The organism is Streptomyces poriferorum (genome assembly GCF_019399235.1).
GTDB classification, from domain to species: domain Bacteria; phylum Actinomycetota; class Actinomycetes; order Streptomycetales; family Streptomycetaceae; genus Streptomyces; species Streptomyces poriferorum.
In genome coordinates this window covers 9,527-33,571 of the sequence record NZ_JAELVH010000001.1, presented here as the reverse complement: position 1 = coordinate 33,571, position 24,045 = coordinate 9,527, and the positions used below count along the sequence as shown (strand labels likewise).

General features: G+C 72.7%; 1 protein-coding gene. It reads right to left on the bottom strand.

Annotation, left to right across the window (positions count from 1 at the left end; genetic code table 11):
- Nucleotides 1-3: 3 nt before the first annotated feature.
- Nucleotides 4-24,009 carry a non-ribosomal peptide synthase/polyketide synthase gene (locus tag JGS39_RS00040; RefSeq protein ID WP_219566383.1) on the bottom strand — a complete coding sequence of 8,002 codons (24,006 nt, stop codon included), beginning with the start codon at nt 24,007-24,009 and terminating at the stop codon, nt 4-6.
- Between the last annotated feature and the right edge of the window lie 36 nt (nt 24,010-24,045).

Here is a 24,045-nt window from a genome sequence, read left to right as displayed (position 1 = left end):
GGGTCAGTCCTCCTGAGGGGAATGGGTGGTGTCACCGGCGTCACCGGTGGCTTCGGCGATCCTGGCGGCCAGGACCGGCCCGATCTGGGCCAGCGATCCCGCCTGGGTCATCTGGTCGTGCCGGGTGGTGATCTCGTGGGATTCGATCCGGCCCGTGATGTACGGGTGCCAGAGAGCCGGACCGGCGTCGTCGTGGTCCCGGTCGATGGTGGAGTTGAACAGCAGCAGGTCCCCGTCGTACCGGCCGGGGACGAAGTCGACGGCGAGCTTCGCGTTGTTGATCATGATCTGGACGATCACCTCGACCTGGCGTTCGTTCAGGCCGGCCAGCGCGCTGCCCCGCCGGTTCAGTACCTCGGCGACCTCGGCGTAGGTGATCTCCTGGTCGTCCAGTTCGTCCGGGTCGACATCGAGCACCCCGACGAGCACGTCCCGCACGGTGGGCACCGGCTCCTCCTCGAATCGCACGTCCTTCACCGGGTAGGCGTCGAGGATCGCCAGGAGCGCGGTGCGCTCGCCACGGGCCTGCAGTTCGCAGGCCACTGCGTGGGCGATCAGGCCGCCCGCGGACCAGCCGAGCAGCAGATACGGGCCCTCCGGCCGGATCTTCTGGATGTGGTCGGCGTAGTCCGCCGCCATCTCCTCGTAGGACGCCGGCAGGGGCTCGGGGCGGCCGAGGCCGCGTGCCTGGATCGCGTACACCGGGTGCTGCGGGCCGAGGTGGTTCAGCAGCCCGCTGTAGGACCAGCTGATGCCGCCGCCGGGGTGGACGCAGAACAGCGGTGTGCCCGTCCCGGTCGAACGCAGCGGCAACAGCACGTCCAGCGCGTCGTCCGGACCGTTCATGCCCAGGCGTTCGCTGAGCCCGGCCACGGTCGGCGCCTCGAACAGCAGGCGGAGCCCCAGCTCGAGGCCGAGGGTCTCGCGAACCCGGGAGGCCAGCCGGGCGGCCAGCAGCGAGTGCCCGCCCAGATCGAAGAAGCCGTCGTCGATGCCCACCTGCTCCCGGCCGAGGACCTCGGCGAACAGGCCGCACAGCAGTTGTTCCTGCGGCGTCCGGGGGCCGCGCCCCGCATCCGATGCCCCGTAGTCGGGGGCCGGCAGAGCGGCTCGGTCGAGCTTGCCGTTGGCGGTGAGCGGCAGCGTGTCCAGGATGACGAACGCCGCCGGCACCATGTAGTCGGGCAGCTCGCGGCGCAGCCGGCCGGCCAGCTCCGCCGTCCCGGGCGCACCCTCGGGTGCGGGTACCAGGTAGGCGACCAGCCGCTTGTCTCCCGGCCGGTCCTCACGGGCGACCACAGCCGCCTGGGCGACGCCCGGGCAGCCTGTCAGGACCGCCTCGACCTCCCCGGGCTCGATCCGCTGGCCGCGCAGCTTGACCTGGTGGTCGACGCGTCCGGCGAACTCCAGGGTGCCGCCCCCGGCCGCCGCCCCGGGGTGCCCGTCAGGGCGCCACCAGGCGAGGTCGCCGGTGCGGTACATCCGGCTTCCGGCCGGCCCGTACGGGTCGGCGGTGAAGCGCTCAGCCGTCAGGCCGGGGCGGCCGAAGTAGCCGCGGGCCACGCCCGTCCCCGCGAGGTACAGCTCACCGACCATGCCCGCCGGAACCGGCCGAAGCCGGTCGTCGAGCACGTAGGCGCGCATGTTCGCCATCGGCCCGCCGATCGGCACGGTCGCGGCGTTCTCGGGAAGGTCGCGCACAGGGTGACAGGTGGCCAGGGTGGTTGCTTCGGTCGGCCCGTAGCCGTTGACCACCTCGATGCCGGGGCAGGCCGCGAGCACCCGCGCGACGGCGGCGGGGGAGACCACGTCGCCGCCGGTCCACACCTCGCGGACCCCGGCGAGCAGGCCCGGTCGCTCCTCGGCGACCAGACGGAACAGACCGGCGGTCAGCCACAGTCCGGTCACCCCGTGCGCAGTGATCGTGTGCTGCAGCAGGTCGAGGTCGAGCTGCTCGGGCGGTGCGACCACGACTCGGCCACCGTTGAGCAGCGGAACCCACAGCTCGTAGGTCGACAGGTCAAAGGCCGTCGGAGAGTGCATCAGCACCCGCTCATGTCCGCCACCACGCCATTCGGGCGTCAGTGCCAGGCCGGCCACGTCCCCGTGGGTCACGGCCACGCCCTTCGGCCGTCCGGTCGAGCCGGAGGTGTACATGATGTACGCCACCTGCCCCGGTTCGCAGACGACGTCGGCCTCGTACGGGTCGGCGGCCGCGGACCGCATGAGAGCGGCGAGCACCTCCGGGGTGAGGACCAGGGCGGCCCCGCTCTCCCGCATGATCAGGTCGATCCGGGAGGACGGGAAGCGGGAGTCCAGCGGCACGTAGGCGCCACCCGCCTTGACGATCGCCAGGATCGCCACGACAAGCTCCGCCGAGCGGTCCATCAGGACCGCGACCGGCGTCTCCGGCCGCACGCCCTGGCGGATCAGCGCTCCTGCCAGGCGGTCGGCCCGCAGGCCGAGTTCCGCGTAGGTCAGCTCGGTGCCGCCCGCCGCGACCGCGACCGCGTCCGGATTGGCACGTACCTGACGGGCGAACAGCTCCGGAACCGAGGCCGACGGCGTCTTTGCGGCCGTGTCGTTGAAGCCGTACAGCAGCCGGTGGCGTTCGGCGTCGGACATGAGGTCGATCCGGCTGATCGGCCGGCCGGGGTCGGCGACCGCCGCGCGCAGCAGACGGGCCCAGCGCTCGAACAGCAGCTCCACCGTGGACGCGTCGAACAGGTCGGTGGCGTACTCCACCGCGCCGACCAGACCGTCGGCACCTCCGTCCGGGCGGAACTGCTCGGCCAGGCTGAACGTCAGGTCGACCCGGGAGGTCCCGGTCGGTGCCTCCAGGTGTCCGGTCTCCAGCCCCGGCAGGGCGAACTCACCGAGCGGCGCGTTCTGCAGGGCCAGCATGATCTGGAACAGAGGGTGATGGGCCAGCGATCGCACCGGGTTGGCCAACTCGACCAGGTACTCGAAGGGCACGTCCTGGTGGTCGTACGCCGTGAGCGCCTTCTGCCGCACCCGGCCGAGCAGTTCGCCGAAGCAGGGGTCGCCGCTGGTGTCGGTGCGCAGCACCAGCGTGTTGACGAAGAAGCCGACGAGCTCGTCCAGTGCCTGGTCGGTACGGCCGGCGATCGGACTGCCGATCGGAATGTCCGTACCGGCACCGAGCCGGTTGAGGAGAGCGGCGAGACCCGCCTGGAGCACCATGAACATGCTGGCCCCGCGCGCGGAGGCCAGGTCCCGCAGTGCCTGGTGCAGCTCGGGGTCGAGCCGTACCACGACCCGGTCGCCCTGCTGGGAGGCGACCGGCGGCCGGGGCCGGTCGGCGGGCAGCTGCACCTGCTGCGGAATTCCGGTCAGCTCGTCCTTCCAGTAGGCCAGTTGCCGGGCGAACAGGCTGTCCGGATCGGTGGCGTCACCGAGCAGGTCGCGTTGCCAGCGGGTGTAGTCGGCGTACTGCACCGGCAATGGGGACCACTGAGGCTCCTCGCCCCGGCAGCGCGCCGCGTAGGCCGTCGCGAGGTCGCCGGAGAGCGGTCCCATCGACCAGCCGTCGGCGGCGATGTGGTGCACCACGACCAGCAGCACGTGCCGGTCGGGGGCGAGTGCGTACAGCTCGGCCCGGATCGGCGGCTCCCCGGCCAGGTCGAAGCCGCGCCGGGCCGTGTTCGCCAGGCGCTCGGCCAGCCGGCTCTCGGAGAGTTCGACCACCGGCAGCGCCGGGTGTGCCTGCGCGGTGCTCAGCACGACCTGGTACGGCACGCCGTCGGTCTCGCGGAAGACCGTCCGCAGGCTCTCGTGCCGGGCGATCACGTCCGCGAGTGCGCCGTGCAGGGCCGACCGGTCGAGGCTGCCGGTCAGGCTCAGCGCGAGCGGCATGTTGTAGGTGGCGCTCGGTCCGTCCATCCGGTGCAGGAACCACAAGCGGCGCTGGGCGAAGGACAGTTCCAGGTGCTCCGGACGGGGCCGGGCGGTCAGCGCGGGCCGCGCTGCTCCGGAACCGTCCAGGTGGGCCGCCAGCCCGGCCACGGTCGGGGTCTCGAACAGGGTCCGGACCTCCAGCTCCGCGCCCAGGGTCGCCCGGACCCTGGAGGCCAGGCGGGTTGCCAGCAGTGAGTGTCCGCCGAGGTCGAAGAAGCTGTCGTCGACCCCGACCTGTGCCAGCCCGAGCACCTCGGCGAACAGCTCCGCGAGGACCTGTTCCTGCGGGGTGCGCGGCGCCCGCCCGACAGCGGCTGTGCCGAGGTCGGGGGCGGGCAGCGCACGGCGGTCGAGCTTGCCGCTGGCCGTCAGCGGCAGCGCGTCCATCGCGACGAACGCGGACGGGACGAGGTAGTCGGGCAGCTGCCCGCGCAGCCAGTCCCGGAGTTCGCCGAGGAGTGCGCCGGTGCCACGGATGCCGGCCGGGCGGCTGGTCAGCGAGGAGAGCGGCCGGCCGGAGGCCCCGGCCGGCCGGCACGGCTCGAATGCCGAGCCGTGGCGTGCGCCGGCGAGGACGACGTCCACGGCGTCAGCCGCGGTGGCTGACCAGGTGACGGCCACCGTGCGGCCGAACTCCTCGCCGAGGGCGTGGAAATCCTCCGGGTCGGGGAGGTCGCTCTCCTGCGGGGCGTGCAACCGCTCCAGCAGTTCCGCGAGCGGTCCGTCCTCGTCCTGTACCGCCCGGGCGAGGGCGGATTCCCCCACCACACGGCGGTTCGGCACCCCGGTGATCCGCAGCACCTCGGCGGGCGGCTGGGCGAGCAGCTCGCGCAACCCGGCCGTCCCGGTGATCTGCCGCCCCCAGGCCAGCTCGACGGATGCGGCCGGGCTCTCCGGGGCGAGGAGCGGCTTGCGCAGCGTGACGTCGTACCGGTAGCGGGTCAGTTCGTTGTGGTGGCGGCCCCGCTTGACCTCCACGGCCATCGCGCCAATGTCCGTGCCCCGTTCGCGCAGGACGGTGAAGAAGTCCGGATCGACGAGGAGTTCCTTCTCCACCCTGAGGGCCTGCTCCACCGCGCGGCGCACGGCCGCGCGGTCGGAGCCGTCGCCGGCCCGGTGCAGCTCCACAGCGGTGGCCAGCGGACGCAGCAGCCGCAGGTTGCGGACGTCGCCGACGAAGAGCGCACCACCGGGGGCGAGCAGCTTCATCAGCTTCCCGATCACGTCCGCGAGGTACTCGGCGGTCGGGAAGTACTGCACCACCGAGTTGATCACGATGGTGTCGAACTCACCGCCCGGCAGCCCGTCGGTGTCGTGCGCCGGACGGGTCTCCAGTACCACGCGTCCGTTCAGCCCCTCCTCCTTCGCGACCTGGGCGGTCAGGGCGTCGATCGCGGTGGCGGAGAAGTCGGTCGCCCAGTAGGTCTCGCACCGGGGCGCGATCTGCGAGAGCAGCAGGCCGGTGCCGACTCCGATCTCCAGCACCCGGCGCGGCTTCAGGGCCAGGATGCGGGTCACGGTCGCGTCCCGCCATTCCCGCATCTGCTCGACAGGAATCGGGCCGCCGTCGTAACTGCTCTTCCAGCCAACGAAGTTGTGACCGAAGGCCGCTGCGTCGGGAGCGATGGGCAGGGCGTCGTAGATGTCCTGCCACTCGCCCACGTGGTCCGCTTCCAGGCCGCTGTCCCGGGCCGAGTCCTGGCGCGGGACGATGTAGCCGACGAGCGAGTCGTCCTGGGCCGCGACGGCGGCCTGGGCGACAGCGGGGTGTTCGGCCAGGACGGCCTCGACCTCGCCGGGCTCGACACGGAAGCCGCGGACCTTCAGCTGGTCGTCGGCGCGACCGACGTATTCCAGCTGGCCGTCCGCCAGCCGGCGCACCAGGTCGCCGGTACGGTACATGCGCTCACCGGATCCGAACGGGCAGGCGACGAACCTCCCTGCCGTCAGGCCGGGCCGGTGGAGGTATCCGCGAGCCAGGCCCGCGCCCGTGACGTACAGCTCTCCCGTCACGCCCGGCGGCACCGGCCGCAGACGGTCGTCGAGCACGTACACACGGGCGTTGGCGATCGGCCGGCCGATGGGCGGCACGCCGGGTCCCGGGGTAAGGGGGTCGCTCATGGTCGCGCAGACCGTGGTCTCGGTCGGGCCGTACGCGTTGATCATCCGTCGTCCGTGCGCCCAGCGCTCCACCAGCTCGGGCGGGCACGCCTCACCCGCCACCACCAGCGTCGACACCGTCACCGTGCCGTCCGGCACTGCGGCCAGGACGGACGGGGGCACCGTCACGTGGGTGGCGCGGAGGCCCGGATCGGTCAGGGCGGCGACCGGATCGGCGGCGGGGGGCAGCATCAGGGTGGCGCCGCCCAGCAGTGCGGTGAAGATCTCCGACACCGAGGCGTCGAAGCTGGGCGAGGCGAACTGGAGGACCCGGCTGCCGGGTTCGATCGCGAAGCGCTCGATCTGTCCCGCGACCAGACTCGCGACACCCCCGTGGCCGACCACGACGCCCTTGGGGCGGCCGGTGGAGCCGGAGGTGTAGATGACGTAGGCGGGGTGCCGGATGTCGAGTGGGATGTCCGGGTCGGTGTCCGGCCAGTCGCCTTCGGTCACCATGGCGGGGTTGTCGACGACCACGGCCGGGTGGGCGTCGTCCAGCATGTACGTGATGCGTGACTGCGGGTAGGCCGGGTCGATGGGAAGGTAGGCGGCGCCGGCCTTCAGCACGCCCAGGACCGCTACTACTGATTCCACCGAACGCGGCAGGGATACCGCGACCACCTGTTCCGGTCCGACTCCCTGGGCGATCAGCGCATGCGCGAACCGGTTGGCCCGCGCGTCGAGTTGCGCGTACGTGAGCTCGGCCTCACCGCTGACCAGCGCGACCGCGTCCGGTGCGGCCGCCACCCGCGCCGCGAAGGCCTGCGGCAGCGGGACGGTGTCCACGTCCCGGGCGGTGGCGTTGTCGCGTTCCAGCAGCAGGTGCCGCTCGTCGTCGCCGAGGAGGTCGATCTCCCCGATCGGCAGTCCGGGGTCGGCGGTGACGGACTCCAGCAGGAGCGTCCATCGCCGGACCAGGGCGGCAACCGTCGAGCGGTCGAACAGGTCGGTGGCGTACTCCACCGCGCCCGCGATTCCTGCCGGGCTCCCGTCGGGACCGAACTGTTCGACCATGCTCACGCCGAGGTCGAACTTGGCGGTGCCGGTCGCGACCGCGTAGGTGGTGACGTCCAGGCCGGGCAGTGAGAAGCGGCCCATCGGCGCGTTCTGCACGGCAAGGATGGTCTGGAACAGTGGGTGGTGGGACAGCGAGCGGGACGGGTTGAGCGCCTCCACGAGGTGCTCGAACGGCACGTCCTGGTGCGCGTACGCCGACAGGGCCGTCTCCCTCACCCGGTCCAGCAGCTCGGCGAAGCTCGGATCACCGCTCGTGTCGGTGCGCAGCACCAGCGTGTTGACGAAGAACCCGACCAGATCGTCCAGCGCCTCGTCCGTGCGCCCCGCGATCGGACTCCCGATCGCGATGTCCGTACCCGCGCCCAGCCGTGTGTACAGCGCCGCCAACGCGGCCTGCAGCACCATGAACAGACTCGTTCCGGTGCTCCGCGCCAATTCCGTCAGCGCGGCGTGCAGTTCAAGGCTGAGTTCCAGGCCGACATGGTCTCCGTGCCGGCCTGCGACAGCCGGACGGCGCCGGTCGGCGGGCAGGGGGAGCAGCTCCGGCAGGTCGGACAGCTGCCGTTTCCAGTAGCCGAGTTGCTCGGCGAACCGGCTCCGCGGGTCAGCGGTGTCGCCGAGCAGCTCGCGCTGCCACAGCGTGTAGTCGGAGTACTGCACGGGCAAGGCCGGCCGGCTGTCCGTCCGGTCCTCGCAACGGGCCGCGTACGCCTCGGCCAGGTCGCGGGCCAGCGGCCCGGTGGACCAGCCGTCGGCGGCGATGTGATGCATGACCAGCAGCAGCACGTGCTCGTCAGGCGCGAGAGCGAACAGCTCGGCCCGCAGCGGCGGCTCTGTCGCGAGCTCGAAGGGCTGCCGGGCGGACTCGGCCAGGCGCTCCGGCAGTTCGTCCCGTGTCACCTCGGTCGGCCGGGCCCGGAGGCGGACCGTGGCAGCGTCCAGCACGCGCTGGCAGGGTACGCCGGCGACCTCCGGGAAGACCGTACGCAGGCTCTCGTGCCGGGCCACCACATCGGCCAGCGCTCGATCCAGTGCGGGGCGGTCGAGGGTTCCGGCCAGCCGCAGCGCCAGGGGGATGTGGTACGTCGCGGCGGCGCCGTCCATCCGGTGCAGGAACCAGAGCCGGCGCTGGGCGAAGGAGAGCGGCACCGCCTCGGGCCGCTCGTACGGGGCCAGCGCCGGGCGGGCACGGCCTGCCCCGGCCAGCGCCCCGGCCAGGCCCGCCACGGTGGGCGCCTGGAACAGCGCGCGCAGTTCGAGTTCCACGCCGAGCACCGAGCGCACCCGGGCGGCCAGCCGGGTGGCGAGCAGGGAATGCCCGCCCAACTCGAAGAAGTCGTCGTCCACCGAGACCCGCGGCACGCCGAGCACCTCCGCGAACAACTCCGCGAGAATCTGCTCCTGCGGAGTGCGCGGCACCCGCCCGGTCCCCGCCGGAGCGGCTTCGGGCACGGGCAGCACCGCCCGGTCCAGCTTCCCGTTGGGCGTCAGCGGCAATGCGTCCAGCACCATGAAGAAGGCCGGCACCAGGTAGTCCGGCAGCCGCTCGCGCAGGTACGCCGCCAGCTCCGCAGGACGGGCAGCCAGGTCGGGGCGGGCCACCACGTAGCCGACGAGCCGGTCGTCCTGGGCCGCGACGGCGGCCTGGGCGACGGCGGGGTGATCGGCCAGCGCGGCCTCGACCTCGCCGAGTTCGACGCGGAAGCCGCGGACCTTCACCTGCTGGTCGGCCCGGCCGACGTACTCCAGCTCGCCGTCGGCACGCCGGCGCACCAGGTCGCCGGTGCGGTACATCCGCGCGCCCGCCGGCCCGAACGGGCACGCCGTGAACCGTTCCGCGGTCAGGCCCGGCCGGTCCAGGTAGCCGCGTGCCAGACCCGGGCCGGCGACGTACAACTCCCCGGGCACGCCCGGCGGGACGATGCGCAGCCGCTCGTCCAGAACGTACGTCGCAAAGCCCGCGACCGGTCGCCCGATGGGCGGTACGCCGGATCCCGGGGAGAGCGGGTCGCTCATGGTCGCGCACACCGTGGTCTCGGTCGGGCCGTACGCGTTGATCATCCGTCGTCCGTGCGCCCAGCGCTGCACCAGCTCCGGCGGGCACGCCTCACCCGCCACGACCAGGGTGGTCGCCGTGAGTTCGGTGCCGTCCAGCGCGGCCAGGGCGGAGGGCGGCAGCGTCACATGGGTGACGGAGAACCGGCGGTCCGTCAGGGCCTCCAGCGGAGCCTCGGCCGGGGCCAGTACGAGGGCGGCACCGGTGAGCAGCGCGCTGCACAGGTCCCAGAACGACGCGTCGAAGCTGGGCGACGCGAACTGGAGCACGCGGCTGTCCGGCGCCAGGCCGAGCCGGTCGACCTGCGCCGCCACCAGGCCCGACACACCGGCGTGGCTCACGACGACGCCCTTGGGGCGGCCGGTGGAGCCGGAGGTGTAGATGACGTAGGCGGGGTGCCGGATGTCGAGTGGGATGTCCGGGTCGGTGTCCGGCCAGTCGCCTTGGGTCAGCATGGCGGGGTTGTCGACGACCACGGCCGGGTGGGCGTCGTCCAGCATGTACGTGATGCGTGACCGCGGGTAGGCCGGGTCGACGGGCAGGTAGGCGGCTCCGGCCTTCAGGATGCCCAGGACCGCTACTACTGATTCCACCGAACGCGGCAGGGATACCGCGACCACCTGTTCCGGGCCGACTCCCTGGGCGATCAGCGCATGCGCGAACCGGTTGGCCCTCGCGTCGAGTTGCGCGTACGTGAGCTCGGCCTCACCGCTGACCAGCGCGACCGCGTCCGGTGCGGCCGCCACCCGCGCCGCGAACAGCTCGGGCAGGCTCTCCCCGGCCGCTCCCTCCTCGACCGCGGGCAGCAATTCGTCGCGCTCCTCGGCGGACAGCAGGTCGATGCCGCCCACCGGCCGGTCGGGTGCGGCGGCGACCGCGGTCAGCAGCCTGGTCCACCTGGCGGCCAGGGTCTCGACCGTCGCACGGTCGAACAGGTCGGTGCTGTACTCGATCGCGCCGCTGAGTCCGGCCGGCTCGCCGTCGGGGCCGTACTCCTCCGCGAACCCGAAGGTCAGGTCGAGCCGCGCGGTCCCGGTGAGCACGGGCATGCCGGAGACCTGGAGGCCCGGCAGTTCGAAGGCGCCGCCCGGGGCGTTCTGCACGACCAGACCGGTCTGGAACAGTGGGTGGTGGGACAGCGAGCGGGACGGGTTGAGCGCCTCCACGAGGTGCTCGAACGGCACGTCCTGGTGCGCGTACGCCGACAGCGACGTCTCCCTCACCCGGCCCAGCAGCTCGGCGAAGCTCGGATCACCGCTCGTGTCGGTGCGCAGCACCAGCGTGTTGACGAAGAACCCGACCAGATCGTCCAGCGCCTCGTCCGTACGCCCCGCGACCGGACTCCCGACCGCGATGTCCGTACCCGCACCCAGCCGCGTGTACAGCGCCGCCAAAGCGGCCTGCAGCACCATGAACAGGGTCGCCCCCGATCGTCGTGCCAACTCCACGAGGGCCGCGTGCAGCTCTGCGTCGATCCGGAGCTCCAGCACGTCACCGCTGTACGACATGGCGGCCGGGCGCGGCCGGTCGGCAGGCAGCTGCAACTGTTCGGGCAACCCGGCCAGCGTCTGCGTCCAGTAGGCGACCTGGCGGGCGAACAGGCTGTCGGCGTCGTCCTCGTCGCCGAGGATCTCGTGCTGCCACAGGGTGTAGTCGCCGTAGGTCACGGGCAGTGGTGGCCATGCCGGCGCCCCGCCACCCTGCCGGGTGGTGTAGGCGGCGGCCAGGTCACGGGCGAGCGGGCCCATGGACCAGCCGTCCCCGACGATGTGGTGCATGACCAGCAGCAGCACGTGCTCGTCCGGCGCGACCGCGAACAGCTCCGCCCGGAGCGGCACTTCCGAGGTCAGGTCGAAGCCGCGCACCGCCGCCTCGCGCAGCAGCGCGGACATCTCCCTCTCGCCGGCCGTGCGCACGGCAAGCGGGACGGCGGCCTCTGCCGTGTCGAGCACCCGCTGGTACGGAATTCCGCCGGTGTGCGGGAAGACCGTGCGCAGGGTCTCGTGCCGGTCCACCACGTCCACGAGCGCGGCGCTCAGCGCGGCCCGGTCGAGTTCTCCGGACAGCCGCAGGGCCAGCGGCATGTGATAGGTGGCGCTCGGCGCCCCGAACTGCTGGAGGAACCAGAGCCGGCGCTGGGCGAACGACAGCGGCATCAGTTCGCGGCGGGGCCGGGGCACCAGAGCCTGCCGCGCGGTTCCGGCGCCGGGCAGCCCGGCCGCCAGTCCGGCGGCGGTCGGGGTCCGGAAGAGAGCGCGCAGCTCCAGTTCGACCCCGAGGGTCGCCCGGACCCGGGAGACCAGCCGGGTGGCGAGCAAGGAGTGCCCGCCCAGCTCGAAGAAGTCCTCGTCGACCCCGACGGCGGCGAGACCCAGCACCTCGGCGAACACCTCGCACAGGATCTGCTCCTGCGGCGTGCGCGGCGCCCGGCCGCCGGCGGCCGGGCCCTGCTCCGGCGCGGGCAGCGCCGCCCGGTCGAGCTTGCCGTTCGGCGTCAGCGGCAGCGCGTCGAGCAGCACGAACGCGGACGGGACCAGGTACTCCGGCACCCGGTCGCGCAGGAACACCGCCAGCGCCGCCGCGGTCGCCCCGGTCGAGTCCGAGGGGACGACGTAGGCGACGATCCGGTCCTCCCGGGCCAGTACCGCGACCTGGGACACGCCCGGGTGAGCGGTCAGCTCGGCCTCGATCTCACCGGGCTCGATCCGGAACCCGCGCACCTTGACCTGGTGGTCGATCCGGCCGGCGAACTCCAGCTCGCCGTCGGCACGCCAGCGCACCAGGTCGCCGGTGCGGTACATCCGCGCGCCCGGCGGACCGTACGGATGGGCGACGAAACGCCCGGCGCTCAGACCGGGCTGGTTCAGATAGCCGCGAGCCAGCCCCGCCCCGGCCAGATACAGCTCTCCCAGCACACCGGGGGCCACCGGTCGCAGCGCCGGATCCAGCACATATGCCTGGCAGTTGGCGATGGGCCGGCCGATCGGCACCGGCAGCGGGCAGTCGGCGGGGCCGGCCGGGAGCGCGTAGGCGGTGATCACATGGGTTTCGGCGGGCCCGTAGTGGTTGTGCAGCACCCGGCCCGGCCGGCGGGCCCGGAAGCGGCGCATGGCACCACCCAGCCGCATGGCCTCGCCGGCCTGCGCGACCAGCCGCAGGTGCGGCAGGCCGAGCCCGGCCTCCTCGGCGGCCTCGGCCAGCGCCTCGATCACCAGGTTCGGCGCGAACAGCTCCTCGACCCGGTGCCGGTCCAGCCAGTGGGCGAGCAGCTCCGCGCTGCGGCGCTGCTCCTCGGTCGGCACCACCAGGGTCTTGCCGTACAGCAGTGCGGACAGCACCTCCTGCACCGAGACGTCGAAGCTGATCGCGGTGAACTGCGCCGTGCGCGTGCCGGGTTCGCCACCGACGCTCCGGTGGTGCCACTCCAGCAGATTCAGCAGCCCGGCGGCGGGCATCGCGATGGCCTTGGGCCGGCCGGTGGAACCGGAGGTGTAGATGACATAGGCCGGGTGCCGGTCGTCCACGGCGACGGCCGGATCGTGCTCCGGCAGCTCGCCGGCCGGTGTGACGGCCGCGAGGTCGTCGAGGACGACGGCCGGGCGGGCGTCCTCCAGCATGTACGTGATGCGGGCGGCCGGGTAGTCCGGGTCGATCGGCAGGTACGCCGCGCCCGTCTTGAGCACCGCGAGGACGGCGACCACCAGCTCGGCCGAACGCGGCAGCCGCAGGGCGACGGCCTGCTCCGGGCCCACGCCTCGGGCGATCAGCGCGTGGGCCAGGCGGTTGGCCCGGCGGTTCAGCTCGCGGTAGGTCAGCACGGTGTCCTCGAACACCACGGCCGGTGCCTGGGGCGTCGCCCGGGCCCGCGCCTCGAAGAGCGCGGGCAGAGTGGCATCGGGTGCCGGGCCGGCCGTGTCGTTGCGGGTGACCAACAGCTCGTGGCGCTCCTCGGCGGTGAGGACGTCGACCCGGCTCAGCGGACGTTCCGGGTCGGCGACCACTGCCGTCAGCAGCCGCAGCCACCGAGTGACCAGTGCCTCCACCGTGGCGGCGTCGAACAGGTCGGTGCTGTACTCGACCCGCCCGATGATGCCCTCGGCCGACCCTGCGGTACCGCCGCGCTCCAGTAGGTGGAAGCCGAGGTCGAACATCGCCGTCGGCGTCCGGACCAGCACGATCTCGGTGGTCAGACCGCTCAGCTCGAACTCGGTGCGGGGCACGTTCTGCAGCGCGAGCAGTACCTGGAACAGCGGCTGCCGGGTGAGCGACCGGGACGGGTTGAGGGCCTCGACGACATGCTCGAACGGCAGGTCCTGGTGTGCGTACGCGCCGAGAGCCGCCTCCCGGACCCGGACCAGCAGTTCGGCGAAGGACGGATCGCCGCTGGTGTCCGTGCGGAGCACCAGGGTGTTGACGAAGAACCCGATGAGGTCGTCCAGCGCTTGGTCGGTCCGGCCGGCGATCAGGCTGCCGACCGGGATGTCCGTACCCGCCCCGAGCTTGTCCAGCAGCGATGCCAGACCGGCCTGCAGCACCATGTACACGCTGGCGCCGTGCTCCCGGCCCAGCCGGACCAGGCCTGCGTGGAGTTCCGCGTCCAGCTCGATGGCCAGGTGGCCGCCGGAGGAGGAAGGTGTCGCGGGGTGGTGGCGGTCGGCGGGTAGCCGGATCTGCTCCGGCAGGTCCGCGAGTGTCCGCGTCCAGTAGTCCGTCTGACGGGCGAACAGGCTGTCCTGGTCGGCCGCGTCGCCGAGCAGCCGGTGCTGCCACAGGGTGTAGTCGGCGTACTGCACGGGCAGTGACGCCCACTGCGGCGCCCCGCCCTTGCGGCGTGCCGCGTATGCGGTTGCCAGGTCGGCGGCCAACGGGCCCAGCGACCAGCCGTCACCGGCGATGTGGTGCATCACCAGGAGCAGGACGTGCTCGTCCGCCGAGACCTCGAAGACCTCGGCGCGCAGCGGTGGTTCGGTGGCGAGGTCGAAACCGCGCGCGGCGGCCGTCGCCAGCAGTTCCGGCAGAGCCGACTCGTCGGCCGGGGTGACCGACAGTCGCGGGAGCGCCTCCGCCGAGGCGAGTACTCGCTGGTAGGGCACGCCGTCCGTGGCCGGGAAGACCGTGCGCAGGGTTTCGTGCCGGCCGGCGAGGTCGCTCAGTGCCGCTTCGAGAGCCGCCAGGTCCAGCGGTCCGGAGAGCCGCCACGCGAGCGGCATGTTGTAGACCGACTCGGCGCCCTCCAACTGGCGCAGGAACCAGAGTCGGCGCTGAGCGGACGACAGCGGCACCAGGCCGGGTCGCTCCGCCCGCTCCAGCGCGAGCCGGGCCCGGCCGGCGCCGCCCAGCCCGGCAGCCAGCCCGGCCACGGTCGGGGTTCGGAACAGGGCGGACAGGGCCAGCTCCACGCCCAGCGTCGCACGGACGCGCGCCACCAGCCGCGTAGCGAGCAGGGAGTGCCCGCCGAGGTCGAAGAAGTCGTCGTCGACACCGACCTGGGGCAGGCCCAGCACCTCGGCGAACAGCCCGGCCAGCACGTGTTCGTGGGGGGAGTGCGGTGCCCGGCCGGCCGGAGTCGCGGTGGACTCGGGCTCGGGCAGTGCGCGCCGGTCCAGCTTGCCGTTCGGGGTCAGCGGCAGAGCGTCGAGGGAGACGAACGCGGCCGGCACCATGTACTCCGGCAGCCGCTCGCGCAGGTGGGCCCGCAGGCCCTCCGGCCGGAGCTCCGCCCCGGTGGCGGCCTGTAGGTAGGCGACCAGACGGGAACCCTGCGCCCGGTCCTGCCGGACGATCACGGCGGCCCGCGCGATCCCCGGGTGCTCGGCGAGGACCGCCTCGACCTCACCGAGTTCGATCCGGAAGCCGCGGACCTTGACCTGGTCGTCGGTGCGGCCGAGGAACTCCAGGTTTCCGTCCTCGTTCCACCGCACCAGGTCACCCGTGCGGTACATTCGCGTGCCGGACGGCCCGAACGGGTCCGCCACGAACCGCCCCGAGGTCAGACCCGGCCGGTTCAGATAGCCGCGCGCCAGACCCGTACCCGCGATGTACAGCTCACCCGGCACATCCGCCGGCACAGGCTGCAACGCGGCGTCGAGCACATGCAGCCGGACACCGCCGAACGGCCGGCCGATCACCTGGCGCGGACTCGACTCCAGCGGCGCGACGACCGAGTCCACCGTGCACTCGGACGGCCCGTAGTAGTTGAGGGAGAACACTCCGTCGGCCGCCCGCAGCCGCTCCCACAGCTGCTCCGGCATGACCTCGCCGCCCAGCGCGACCACGGAAGGACGCCACCGAGGGTGGTCCAGCAGACCGTGTTCGATCAGGACCTGCAGGTAGGAAGGGGTGCCGCCGACCGTGTCCAGGTCCGCTCGCACGGCGTACTCGAGGTAGGCCTCCGGGTCGGACCAGGTCGCCTCGTCCAGGACGTGCAGTTCATGGCCCGCGAAGAGGGCGAACAACTGGTCGCAGGAGCCGTCGAACGACACGGAGGTGGTCAGCCCCATCCGCAGCCGCTCGCCGGCCCCGGAGAACAGCGGCCGCTGGTTGGCGAACAGGTTGACCAGGCCACCGTGCGTCGCCACCACACCCTTGGGCCTGCCGGTGGAACCCGAGGTGTAGATCACGTAGACCGGGTGGCTCGGGTCTGCGGCCACCATCGGGTCGGCCGTCGGGCAGCTCGCCACCACGGCGGCCGTCTCCGGCTCGTCGAGCACCAGCCGTCCGGCAGCACCGTCCGGCAGCCGGCCCAGGGTGCGGGCAGCGGTCACCGTCAGGACGGGGCGGGCATCGTCGAGCAGGTACGCGATCCGGGCAGCCGGATACTCCGGATCGACGGGAACATACGCGGCGCCGCTCTTCAGCACCGCCAGAATCGCCACCACCAGCTCGGTCGACCTCGGCAGAGCCACTGCCACGAACCGCTCCGGACCGGCGCCCCGTGCGATCAGCGCGTGCGCCAGCCGGTTCGCCCGCGCGTCCAGCTCCGCGTACGTCAGCGACGCTTCCGGCCCCACCACCGCGAGGGCGTCAGGAATCGCACGTACCTGCGCCCGGAACAGTTCAAGCACACTCGCCGCCGGCGCCGCGGCCACCGCCGGCCCGGTGCCCCGCTCCGTCAGCTCACGGCGCTCCTCGGCGGTGAGCAGGTCGAGGCGGCTCAGGCGCTGCCGCGGATCGGCGACCGCAGCGCGGAGCAGCCGCTCCCACCGCCCGATCATCGTCTCCACCACGGCCGGGTCGTACAGGTCGCAGGCGTACTCGACGGACCCGTCGATCCCTTCCGGGGAGCCGTCCTCCGCGTGCCGCTCGGACAGGGTGAACATCAGGTCGAGCTTGGCCGTGGTGGACGTCGACGGCATGTCGTCGACGCGCAGCCCGGGCGGCGCGAAATCAGCCCGGGGAGCGTTCTGCAGTACCAGCATCACCTGGAACAACGGGTGGTGTGCCAGTGACCGGGGCGGGTTCAGGACCTCGACCAGGTGCTCGAACGGAAGGTCCTGGTGGGCGTACCCGGCCAGTGCCGTGTCCCGGACCCGGCTCAGCAGCTCGGCGAACGTCGGATCGCCCGAGGTGTCGGTACGGAACACCAGGGTGTTGACGAAGTATCCGACCAGCTCGTCCTGTGCCTGGTCGGTCCGGCCGGCGACCGGGCTGCCGACCGGAATGTCGTCGCCCGCGCCGAGCTTGCTCAGCAGCGCCGCGAGCCCTGCCTGGAGCACCATGAACAGACTGGTCCCGTGCACGCGGGCGAGCTCGCGCAGACCGCGGTGCAGTTCGGCGTCGAGACCGGCGAGTACGGCACCGCCCCGGTGTGAGGCGACCGCCGGACGGGCCCGGCCGGCGGGCAGCTGGATCAGCTCCGGGAGACCGGCCAGCTGCCGGGTCCAGTAGTCCGCCTGGCCGGCGAGCAGGCTGTCCCCGTCGGTGGAGTCGCCGAGCAGCTCCTGCTGCCACAGTGTGTAGTCGGCGTACTGGACCGGCAGCGGCGACCACCGCGGCGCCTCGCCGCGGCGGCGTGCCGCGTACGCGGCGGTCACACCCTGCACGAGCGGGGCCAGCGACCAGCCGTCACCCGCGATGTGGTGGAGCACCAGCTGGAAGACGTGCTCGTCCGGTGCCAGCTCGAACAGCTCGACCCGCAGCGGCACATCGACCGCCAGGTCGATCAGGCGTTCCTTGGCCGCCGCCATCAGAGCGGGCAGTTCCGCCTCGGTGGCCGGGCTCACGAGCAGTCGCGGGCGGGCTGCCTCCGCCTCCAGTACCTGCTGGTGCGGCACGCCGTCCACCGTCGGGAAGACGGTGCGCAGGCTCTCGTGCCGGGTCACCACGTCCGCCACGGCGGCCTCCAGGGCCCGCCGGTCCAGCTCCCCGGACAGCCGCCAGGCCAGGGAGATGTGGTAGTTCGCGCCCGCGCCCTCCAACTGGTGGAGGAACCACAGCCGTCGCTGCGCGAACGACAGCGGGATCACGTCGGGGCGCTCGCGCCGGACGAGGGCGGCCTGCGCCGGCCCGGCCGCCGCCAGGGCTGCGGCAAGGCCCGCCGGGGTCGGCGCCTCGAACAGGGTGCGCAGCGGCATCTCCACGCCGAGCGTCGCGCGGATCCGGGCGGCGAGGCGGGTGGCCAGCAGCGAGTGCCCGCCCAGCTCGAAGAACCCGTCCTCGACGCCGGCCGACGCCACCCCCAGGACCTCCGCGAACAGCTCGCAGAGGATCTGCTCCCGCGGAGTGCGCGGCGCCCGGGCGGGGGCCGCCGGAGTGAGGTCTGGAGCGGGGAGGGCCCGATGGTCCAGCTTGCCGTTGACGGTCAGCGGCAGGGCGTCCAGGACGACGAACGCCGACGGCACCATGTACTCCGGCAACCGCTCGCGCAGATGCTCCCGCAGGTCGGCGGAGCTCGGTGCGGCGCCCGCGGACGGCACCAGGTACGCGGTCAGCCGCGTGTCGTCGGTCCGGTCCTGCCGGGCCAGTACGGCGACCTGGGCGATCTCCGGATACGCGGCCAGCGCCGCCTCGATCTCACCGAGTTCGATCCGGAAGCCGCGGACCTTCACCTGCTGGTCGGCCCGGCCGACGTAGCGCAGGCTGCCGTCCGCCGCGCGGCGCACCACGTCACCACTGCGGTACATCCGTGACCCCGGCGGTCCGAACGGGTCCGTCACGAACCGCCCGGCAGTCAGGCCGGGCCGGTTCAGGTAGCCGCGCGCCAGGCCCGCGCCCGCGACGTACAGCTCACCCGGCACGCCCGGGGCCACCGGCCGCAGGCCGTCGTCGAGTACGTACGTCCGCAGGTCCGGCAGGGCGGTGCCGATCTGGCCGGCGGCGGTGCCGGACCCGTCGAGCGCCGCGTGTGTGACGTGCACCGTGGTCTCGGTGATGCCGTACATGTTGACCAGCAGCGGCGCGTCCTGCGGATGCCTGTCGTACCAGCTCGCCAGCCGGGCGTGCTCCAACGCCTCACCGCCGAACACCACCGTGCGCAGCGCGAGCCGGCGGCCGGTCTCCGGAGCCTCCGCGTCCGCCTGCATCAGCTGGTAGAAGGCGGACGGCGTCTGGTTGAGTACCGTCACCCGCTCGCGGACGAGCAGGTCCAGGAACCGGCCGGGCGAGCGGCTGGTGTCGTGGTCGACGACCACCAGGCGGCCGCCGTGCAGCAGCGGGCCCCACAGCTCCCACACCGAGAAGTCGAAGGCGTAGGAGTGGAAGAGGGTCCACACGTCCTCGGCCGAGAAGTCGAACAGGTCCCGCGTCGTGTCGAACAGGCGCACCACGTTGCGGTGCGGGACCACCACACCTTTGGGGTTGCCGGTGGAACCGGAGGTGTGAATGACGTAGGCGGCCTGGCCCGGGTCGACGGCGACCCCCGGGTCCGTGTCCGGCAGCCCGTCCAGGTCAGTGGTGTCCAGCAGCAGCCGGTCCACGTGCTCCGCACCCGGCAGCTCTTCGATCCGGCTCGTCGTCACGAGCAGCGAGGGCCGGGTGTCCCGGAGCAGATAGGCGATGCGGGCGGCCGGGTACTCCGGGTCCACCGGTACGTACGCGGCGCCGGCCTTGAGGACCGCGAGCACCGAGACGACCAGTTCCGCCGAACGCGGCAGGGCCAGCGCCACCAGATCCTCCGGCCGGACCCCGCGGTCGGTCAGGGCGCGCGCCAGCCGGTTGGCGCGGGCATTCAACTGGCCGTATGTCAGCGTGACTTCGCCGTCCGTGAGAGCGGCCGCGTCCGGGTTCGCCCGCACCTGCCGCTCGAACAGCGCGGGCAGGCTGTTCTCCAGCAACTCCCCGACGCCGTGGCCCGTGGCGCGACCGTCGCCCTCGGCGGCGAGCGCATCCCGGTCGACGCCGGCCGGCAGCAGTGCCCGGAGCTCGTCGGCGGACAGCACGTCCACCTGGCCGATGCGCCGGCCGGGGTCGGCGACGACGGCGCGCAGCAACCGCAGCCACCGTTCGACGATTTCGCTGACGGTGGCCGCGTCGAACAGGTCGGTGCTGTACTCCACCACGCCCGACAAGCCGTCCTCGCCGGGCTGCTCGGCCAGGACGAACGTCAGGTCGCACTTGGCCGTCCCGGTGGGGACCAGGCCGGTCTCCACCCGCAGCCGTGGCAGCTCGAAGGTGCCGGACGGCGCGTTCTGCAGGGTGAGCATGGTCTGGAACAGCGGGTGGTGCGCGAGCGTCCGGGTCGGGTTCAACGCCTCCACCAGGTGCTCGAACGGCACCTCCTGGTGCGCGTACGCGGCCAGCGCGTCGGAACGCACCCGGCCCACCAGATCGGTGAACGACGGATCGCCGGACAGATCGGTGCGCAGGACCAGGGTGTTGACGAAGAAGCCGACCAGGTCGTCCAGGGCCTCGTCGGTGCGACCCGCGATCGGCGTGCCGATCGGGACGTCGGTACCGGCGCCGAGCTTGCCCAGCAGAGCGGCCAGCCCGGCCTGGAGCATCATGAAGAGGCTGGCTCCGCCGTCGCGGCCGACTTCGCGCAGCTCCCGGTGCAGACCGGCGTCGATCCGGATCGGCAGGTGAGCGCCGCGGTAGGACATCGCCGCGGGCCGGGGCCGGTCGAAGGGCAGCTCGACCTGCGCGGGGAGGTCTGCCAACTTCTCCCGCCAGTACGCAAGCTGGCTGCCGAGCAGGCTGTCGGGGTCAGTGCCCTCGCCCAGCAGTTCCCGCTGCCAGAGGGCGTAGTCGGCGTACTGGACCGGCAGCGGCGACCACTCCGGCTTCGTCTCCTCGCTCCGGGCCGCGTAGGCGGTCGCCAAGTCCCGCGAGAGCGGCCCCGTCGACCAGCCGTCACCGGCGATGTGGTGCACCACCAGGAGCAGCACGTGCTCCTCGGCACCGAGCCGGAACAGTTCGGCACGCAACGGCGGCTCCTCGGAGAGCTCGAAGCCGTACCGCGCCGCCTCCGCCAGCCGGTCCGGCAGGTCGCGTTCGCCGAGTTCGCTCACGCGCAGCCGCGGCCCTGCCGTGCCGAGCACCCGCTGGCAGGGCACGCCGTCGACCACCGGAAAGACGGTGCGCAGGCTCTCGTGCCGCTCGACCACGTCCGACAGGGCCGCTTGCAGGGCGCGTTGGTCCAAGGTGCCGGACAGCCGCAGAGTCAGTGGGATGTTGTAGGTGGCACTCGGGCCCTCCATGCGGTGCAGGAACCACAGCCGGCGCTGCGCGAAGGACAGCGGGACCGTCTCGGGCCGCTCGCACCGCTCCAGCGCGGGGCGCGCCCGGCCCGCGAGGTCCACCGCGGCCGCCAGCTCCGCCACCGTCGGCGCGTCGAACAGGTCGCGCAGCCTCAGCTCCACGCCCAGCACGGACCGTGCCCTGGCAATCAGCCGGGTGGCCAGCAGGGAGTGCCCGCCGAGAGCGAAGAAGTCGTCGTCGACACCGGCCTGGGGCAGGCCCAGTACCTCGGCGAAAAGCCCGGAGAGCAGATGCTCGACCGAGGTGCGCGGAGCGCGGCCCGGTGTAACGGGCCGATGCCCGGGCGCGGGGAGGGCATGACGGTCGAGCTTGCCGTTGGGTGTCAGCGGCAGCGCGTCCAGCACCACGAACGACGACGGCACCATGTGCTCGGGCAACTGCTCCCGCAGCCGGGCCCGCAGCGCGTCCGCCCGGACGTCATGTCCCGCGGCGGGGACGACGTAGGCGACCAGCAAGGGTTCCTCGTCGTTGCGCACGGTGACGGCGGCACGCGCGATTCCCGGGTGCTCGGCGAGGACCGCCTCGATCTCACCGAGTTCGATCCGGAAGCCGCGGACCTTGACCTGGTCGTCGGTGCGGCCGAGGAACTCCAGGTTTTCGTCCTCGTTCCACCGCACCAGGTCGCCCGTGCGGTACATGCGCGAGCCGGACGGCCCGAACGGGTCCGCCACGAACCGCCCCGAGGTCAGGTCCGGCCGGTTCAGATAGCCGCGCGCCACGCCCGCACCCGCGATGTACAGCTCACCCCGCACCCCCGCCGGCACCGGCCGCAACGCGGCGTCGAGCACGTACAGGCGGGCGTTGGTGACGGGCCGGCCGATGACCGGGTGCGGGCTCGATGCAGTGGGAGCGGTCACCGAGTTGACGGTGCACTCCGAGGGTCCGTACAGGTTGAGGCAGGAGGAACCGTCGGCGGCCCGCAACCTCCTCCAGAGCTGCTCGGGGACGGCCTCGCCGCCTGCTGCGATCAGTGCTGGGCGGCCCTGCGGATGGTCCAGCAGCCCATGGGCGACGAGCACGTGGAGGTAGGAAGGGGTGGCCTCGATGTAGTCCAGCCCGCGGCACGCGGCGTAATCCACGAAGGCTTCGGGGTCGGTCCAGGTCGCATGGTCCAGGACGTGCAGCTCGTGGCCGGCGAAGAGGGCCAACAGCTGGTTCCAGGAAGCGTCGAAGGACACCGAGGTGGTCAGCGCCACGCGCAGCCGCCGCCGCTCCTCCAGCAGCGGTGCGAACTGCACGAGCTTGTGGTCGGTGAGCACGTCGAGCAGACCGCCGTGCGTCGCCACCACACCCTTGGGCCTGCCGGTGGAGCCCGAGGTGTAGATCACGTACGCCGCGTGGCTCGGACCGACGGCCGGCTTCGGGGCCGAGGCGGGGCAGCCCGCCACCAGGGTGGCCGTCCCGGGCTCGTCGAGCACCAGCCGGCCCACCGTGCTCGCGTCGGGCAGACGCTCACCGCTGCGGGCGTCGGTCACCACCAGAGCCGGGCCGGCGTCGTCGAGCAGGTACGCGATCCGGGCGGCCGGGTACTCGGGGTCGACCGGGACGTACGCCGCTCCGGTCTTCAGCACCGCGAGGATCGCGACCACGAGCTCGGCCGACCTCGGCAGTGACACCGCCACCAGCCGCTCGGGCCCGGCGCCCCGTGCGATGAGCGCGTGCGCCAGCCGGTTCGACCGCGCGTCCAGCTCCGCGTACGTCAGTGAGACGTCGCCGCACACGAGCGCGACAAGGTCGGGAGTCGCCCGGACGTGCTCCCCGAACAGCTCCGGCAGGCTCCCGGTCGAAGCCGCCGCCGTCGGCCCGGTGCCGAGGGACACCACCTCGCGGTGTTCCTCGGCCGTGAGCAGGCCGATCCGGCCGACCGACTCGTCCGGATCGCACTCGGCGACGGCTTCGAGCAGGGCGAGCAGCCGCTGCTGGTGCGCGGCGAGGTCGTCGTCGCCGTACGCCTCAGGGGCGCCGTGCAGCCGGAGAAGCGGGGGGTTGCCGTCCCGGTAGTCGAAGACCCAGACGGCCAGGTCGGTGGTGGACCCCGACACGAAGTGGTGAACCGAGGCGGGATGTCCGGCGAAGCTCGGCCGGGCGTTGAAGGCCATGATGTTGACGATCAGCGGAAACGCGGTTCCGATGCTGCCGGGCGCGCCGAGGTCGCGCAGCAGGTCCTCGCTGCGATAGCGCTCGTGCGCGACGGCCGACTCGACCTCCCGGGCCGCCTGGGCGACGAGAGCGCCCCACGGCATGTCCGGCCGCACGGTCAGGCGCAGGGGCACCACGTTGGACAGGGTGCCGGGTACGGACATCAGGTCGGGTCCGGAGCCCCGACGGGCGGTGACGGGGAGGGCGAGTACCACGTCCTGGGCGCCGCTCAGCCGGTGGGCGTAGAGCGCCGTCGCCGCGACCACCATCCGGGACCACCGGACACCGGCCCGGCCCGCCGCGGCCCGCAGTGCCTCGGGGCTCCGCAGTTCCACCTCCCCGGCCACGCGCAGGGCCCGGTGCGGGTCGGTCGCGGACGTGTCGGTGAGCCGGGTCGGGGAGGGCAGGTCGGCGAAGCGCCCGGTCCAGTAGGAGCGGTCGGCGGTGAAGTCCACGGACGAGCGGTAGGCGGCGTCGCTGTCGACGAGATCCCGCAGTGAGCCGAACGGGCAGGGCGGGACGACACCGTCCTCGGCCATCGCCGAGTACACCTCGCCGACCCGCTGCCTGACCATGGAGCTGCTGATCGCGTCCAGCACCACGTGGTGGTAGTTCAGGTACCAGAGGAACTCCGTCGCCGACAGCCGGATCAGGGCGTGGCCGAACAGCGGATCACGGCCGAGGTCCAGTGGACGGGCCAGGTCCCGCTTCATCCAGTCCATGGCCGCCGCCCGGGGATCCGGCTCGGTGCCGAGGTCGAGATGGACGGGCGCCCAGTCCCAGGACTCGCGCAGGACCTGACGTGGGCCTTCACCGCCGTCCACGAACGTCACGTGCAGGGCGTCGACCTCGTCGACCACCCGGCGCAGCGCGGCTTCGAACAGCTCCGGGTCGACCGGCCCGTGGATCTCCAGGCATTCGCCGACGCGGTAGCCCGGAATCGGTGTCCGGGAGCTCTGCTCGGCGAGCCAGATCTCCCGCTGGGCCGCGGTCAGGGGAAGGACGTCTCCGTCGCGACGGGACATGGGGGTACCTCCAGAAGTATGGGTGGGCATGCGCGC

Bases quoted from the DNA above. Each gene is read 5' to 3' on its own strand.
- JGS39_RS00040 (WP_219566383.1), bottom strand. From the start codon at position 24,009: ATGTCCCGTCGCGACGGAGACGTCCTTCCCCTGACCGCGGCCCAGCGG.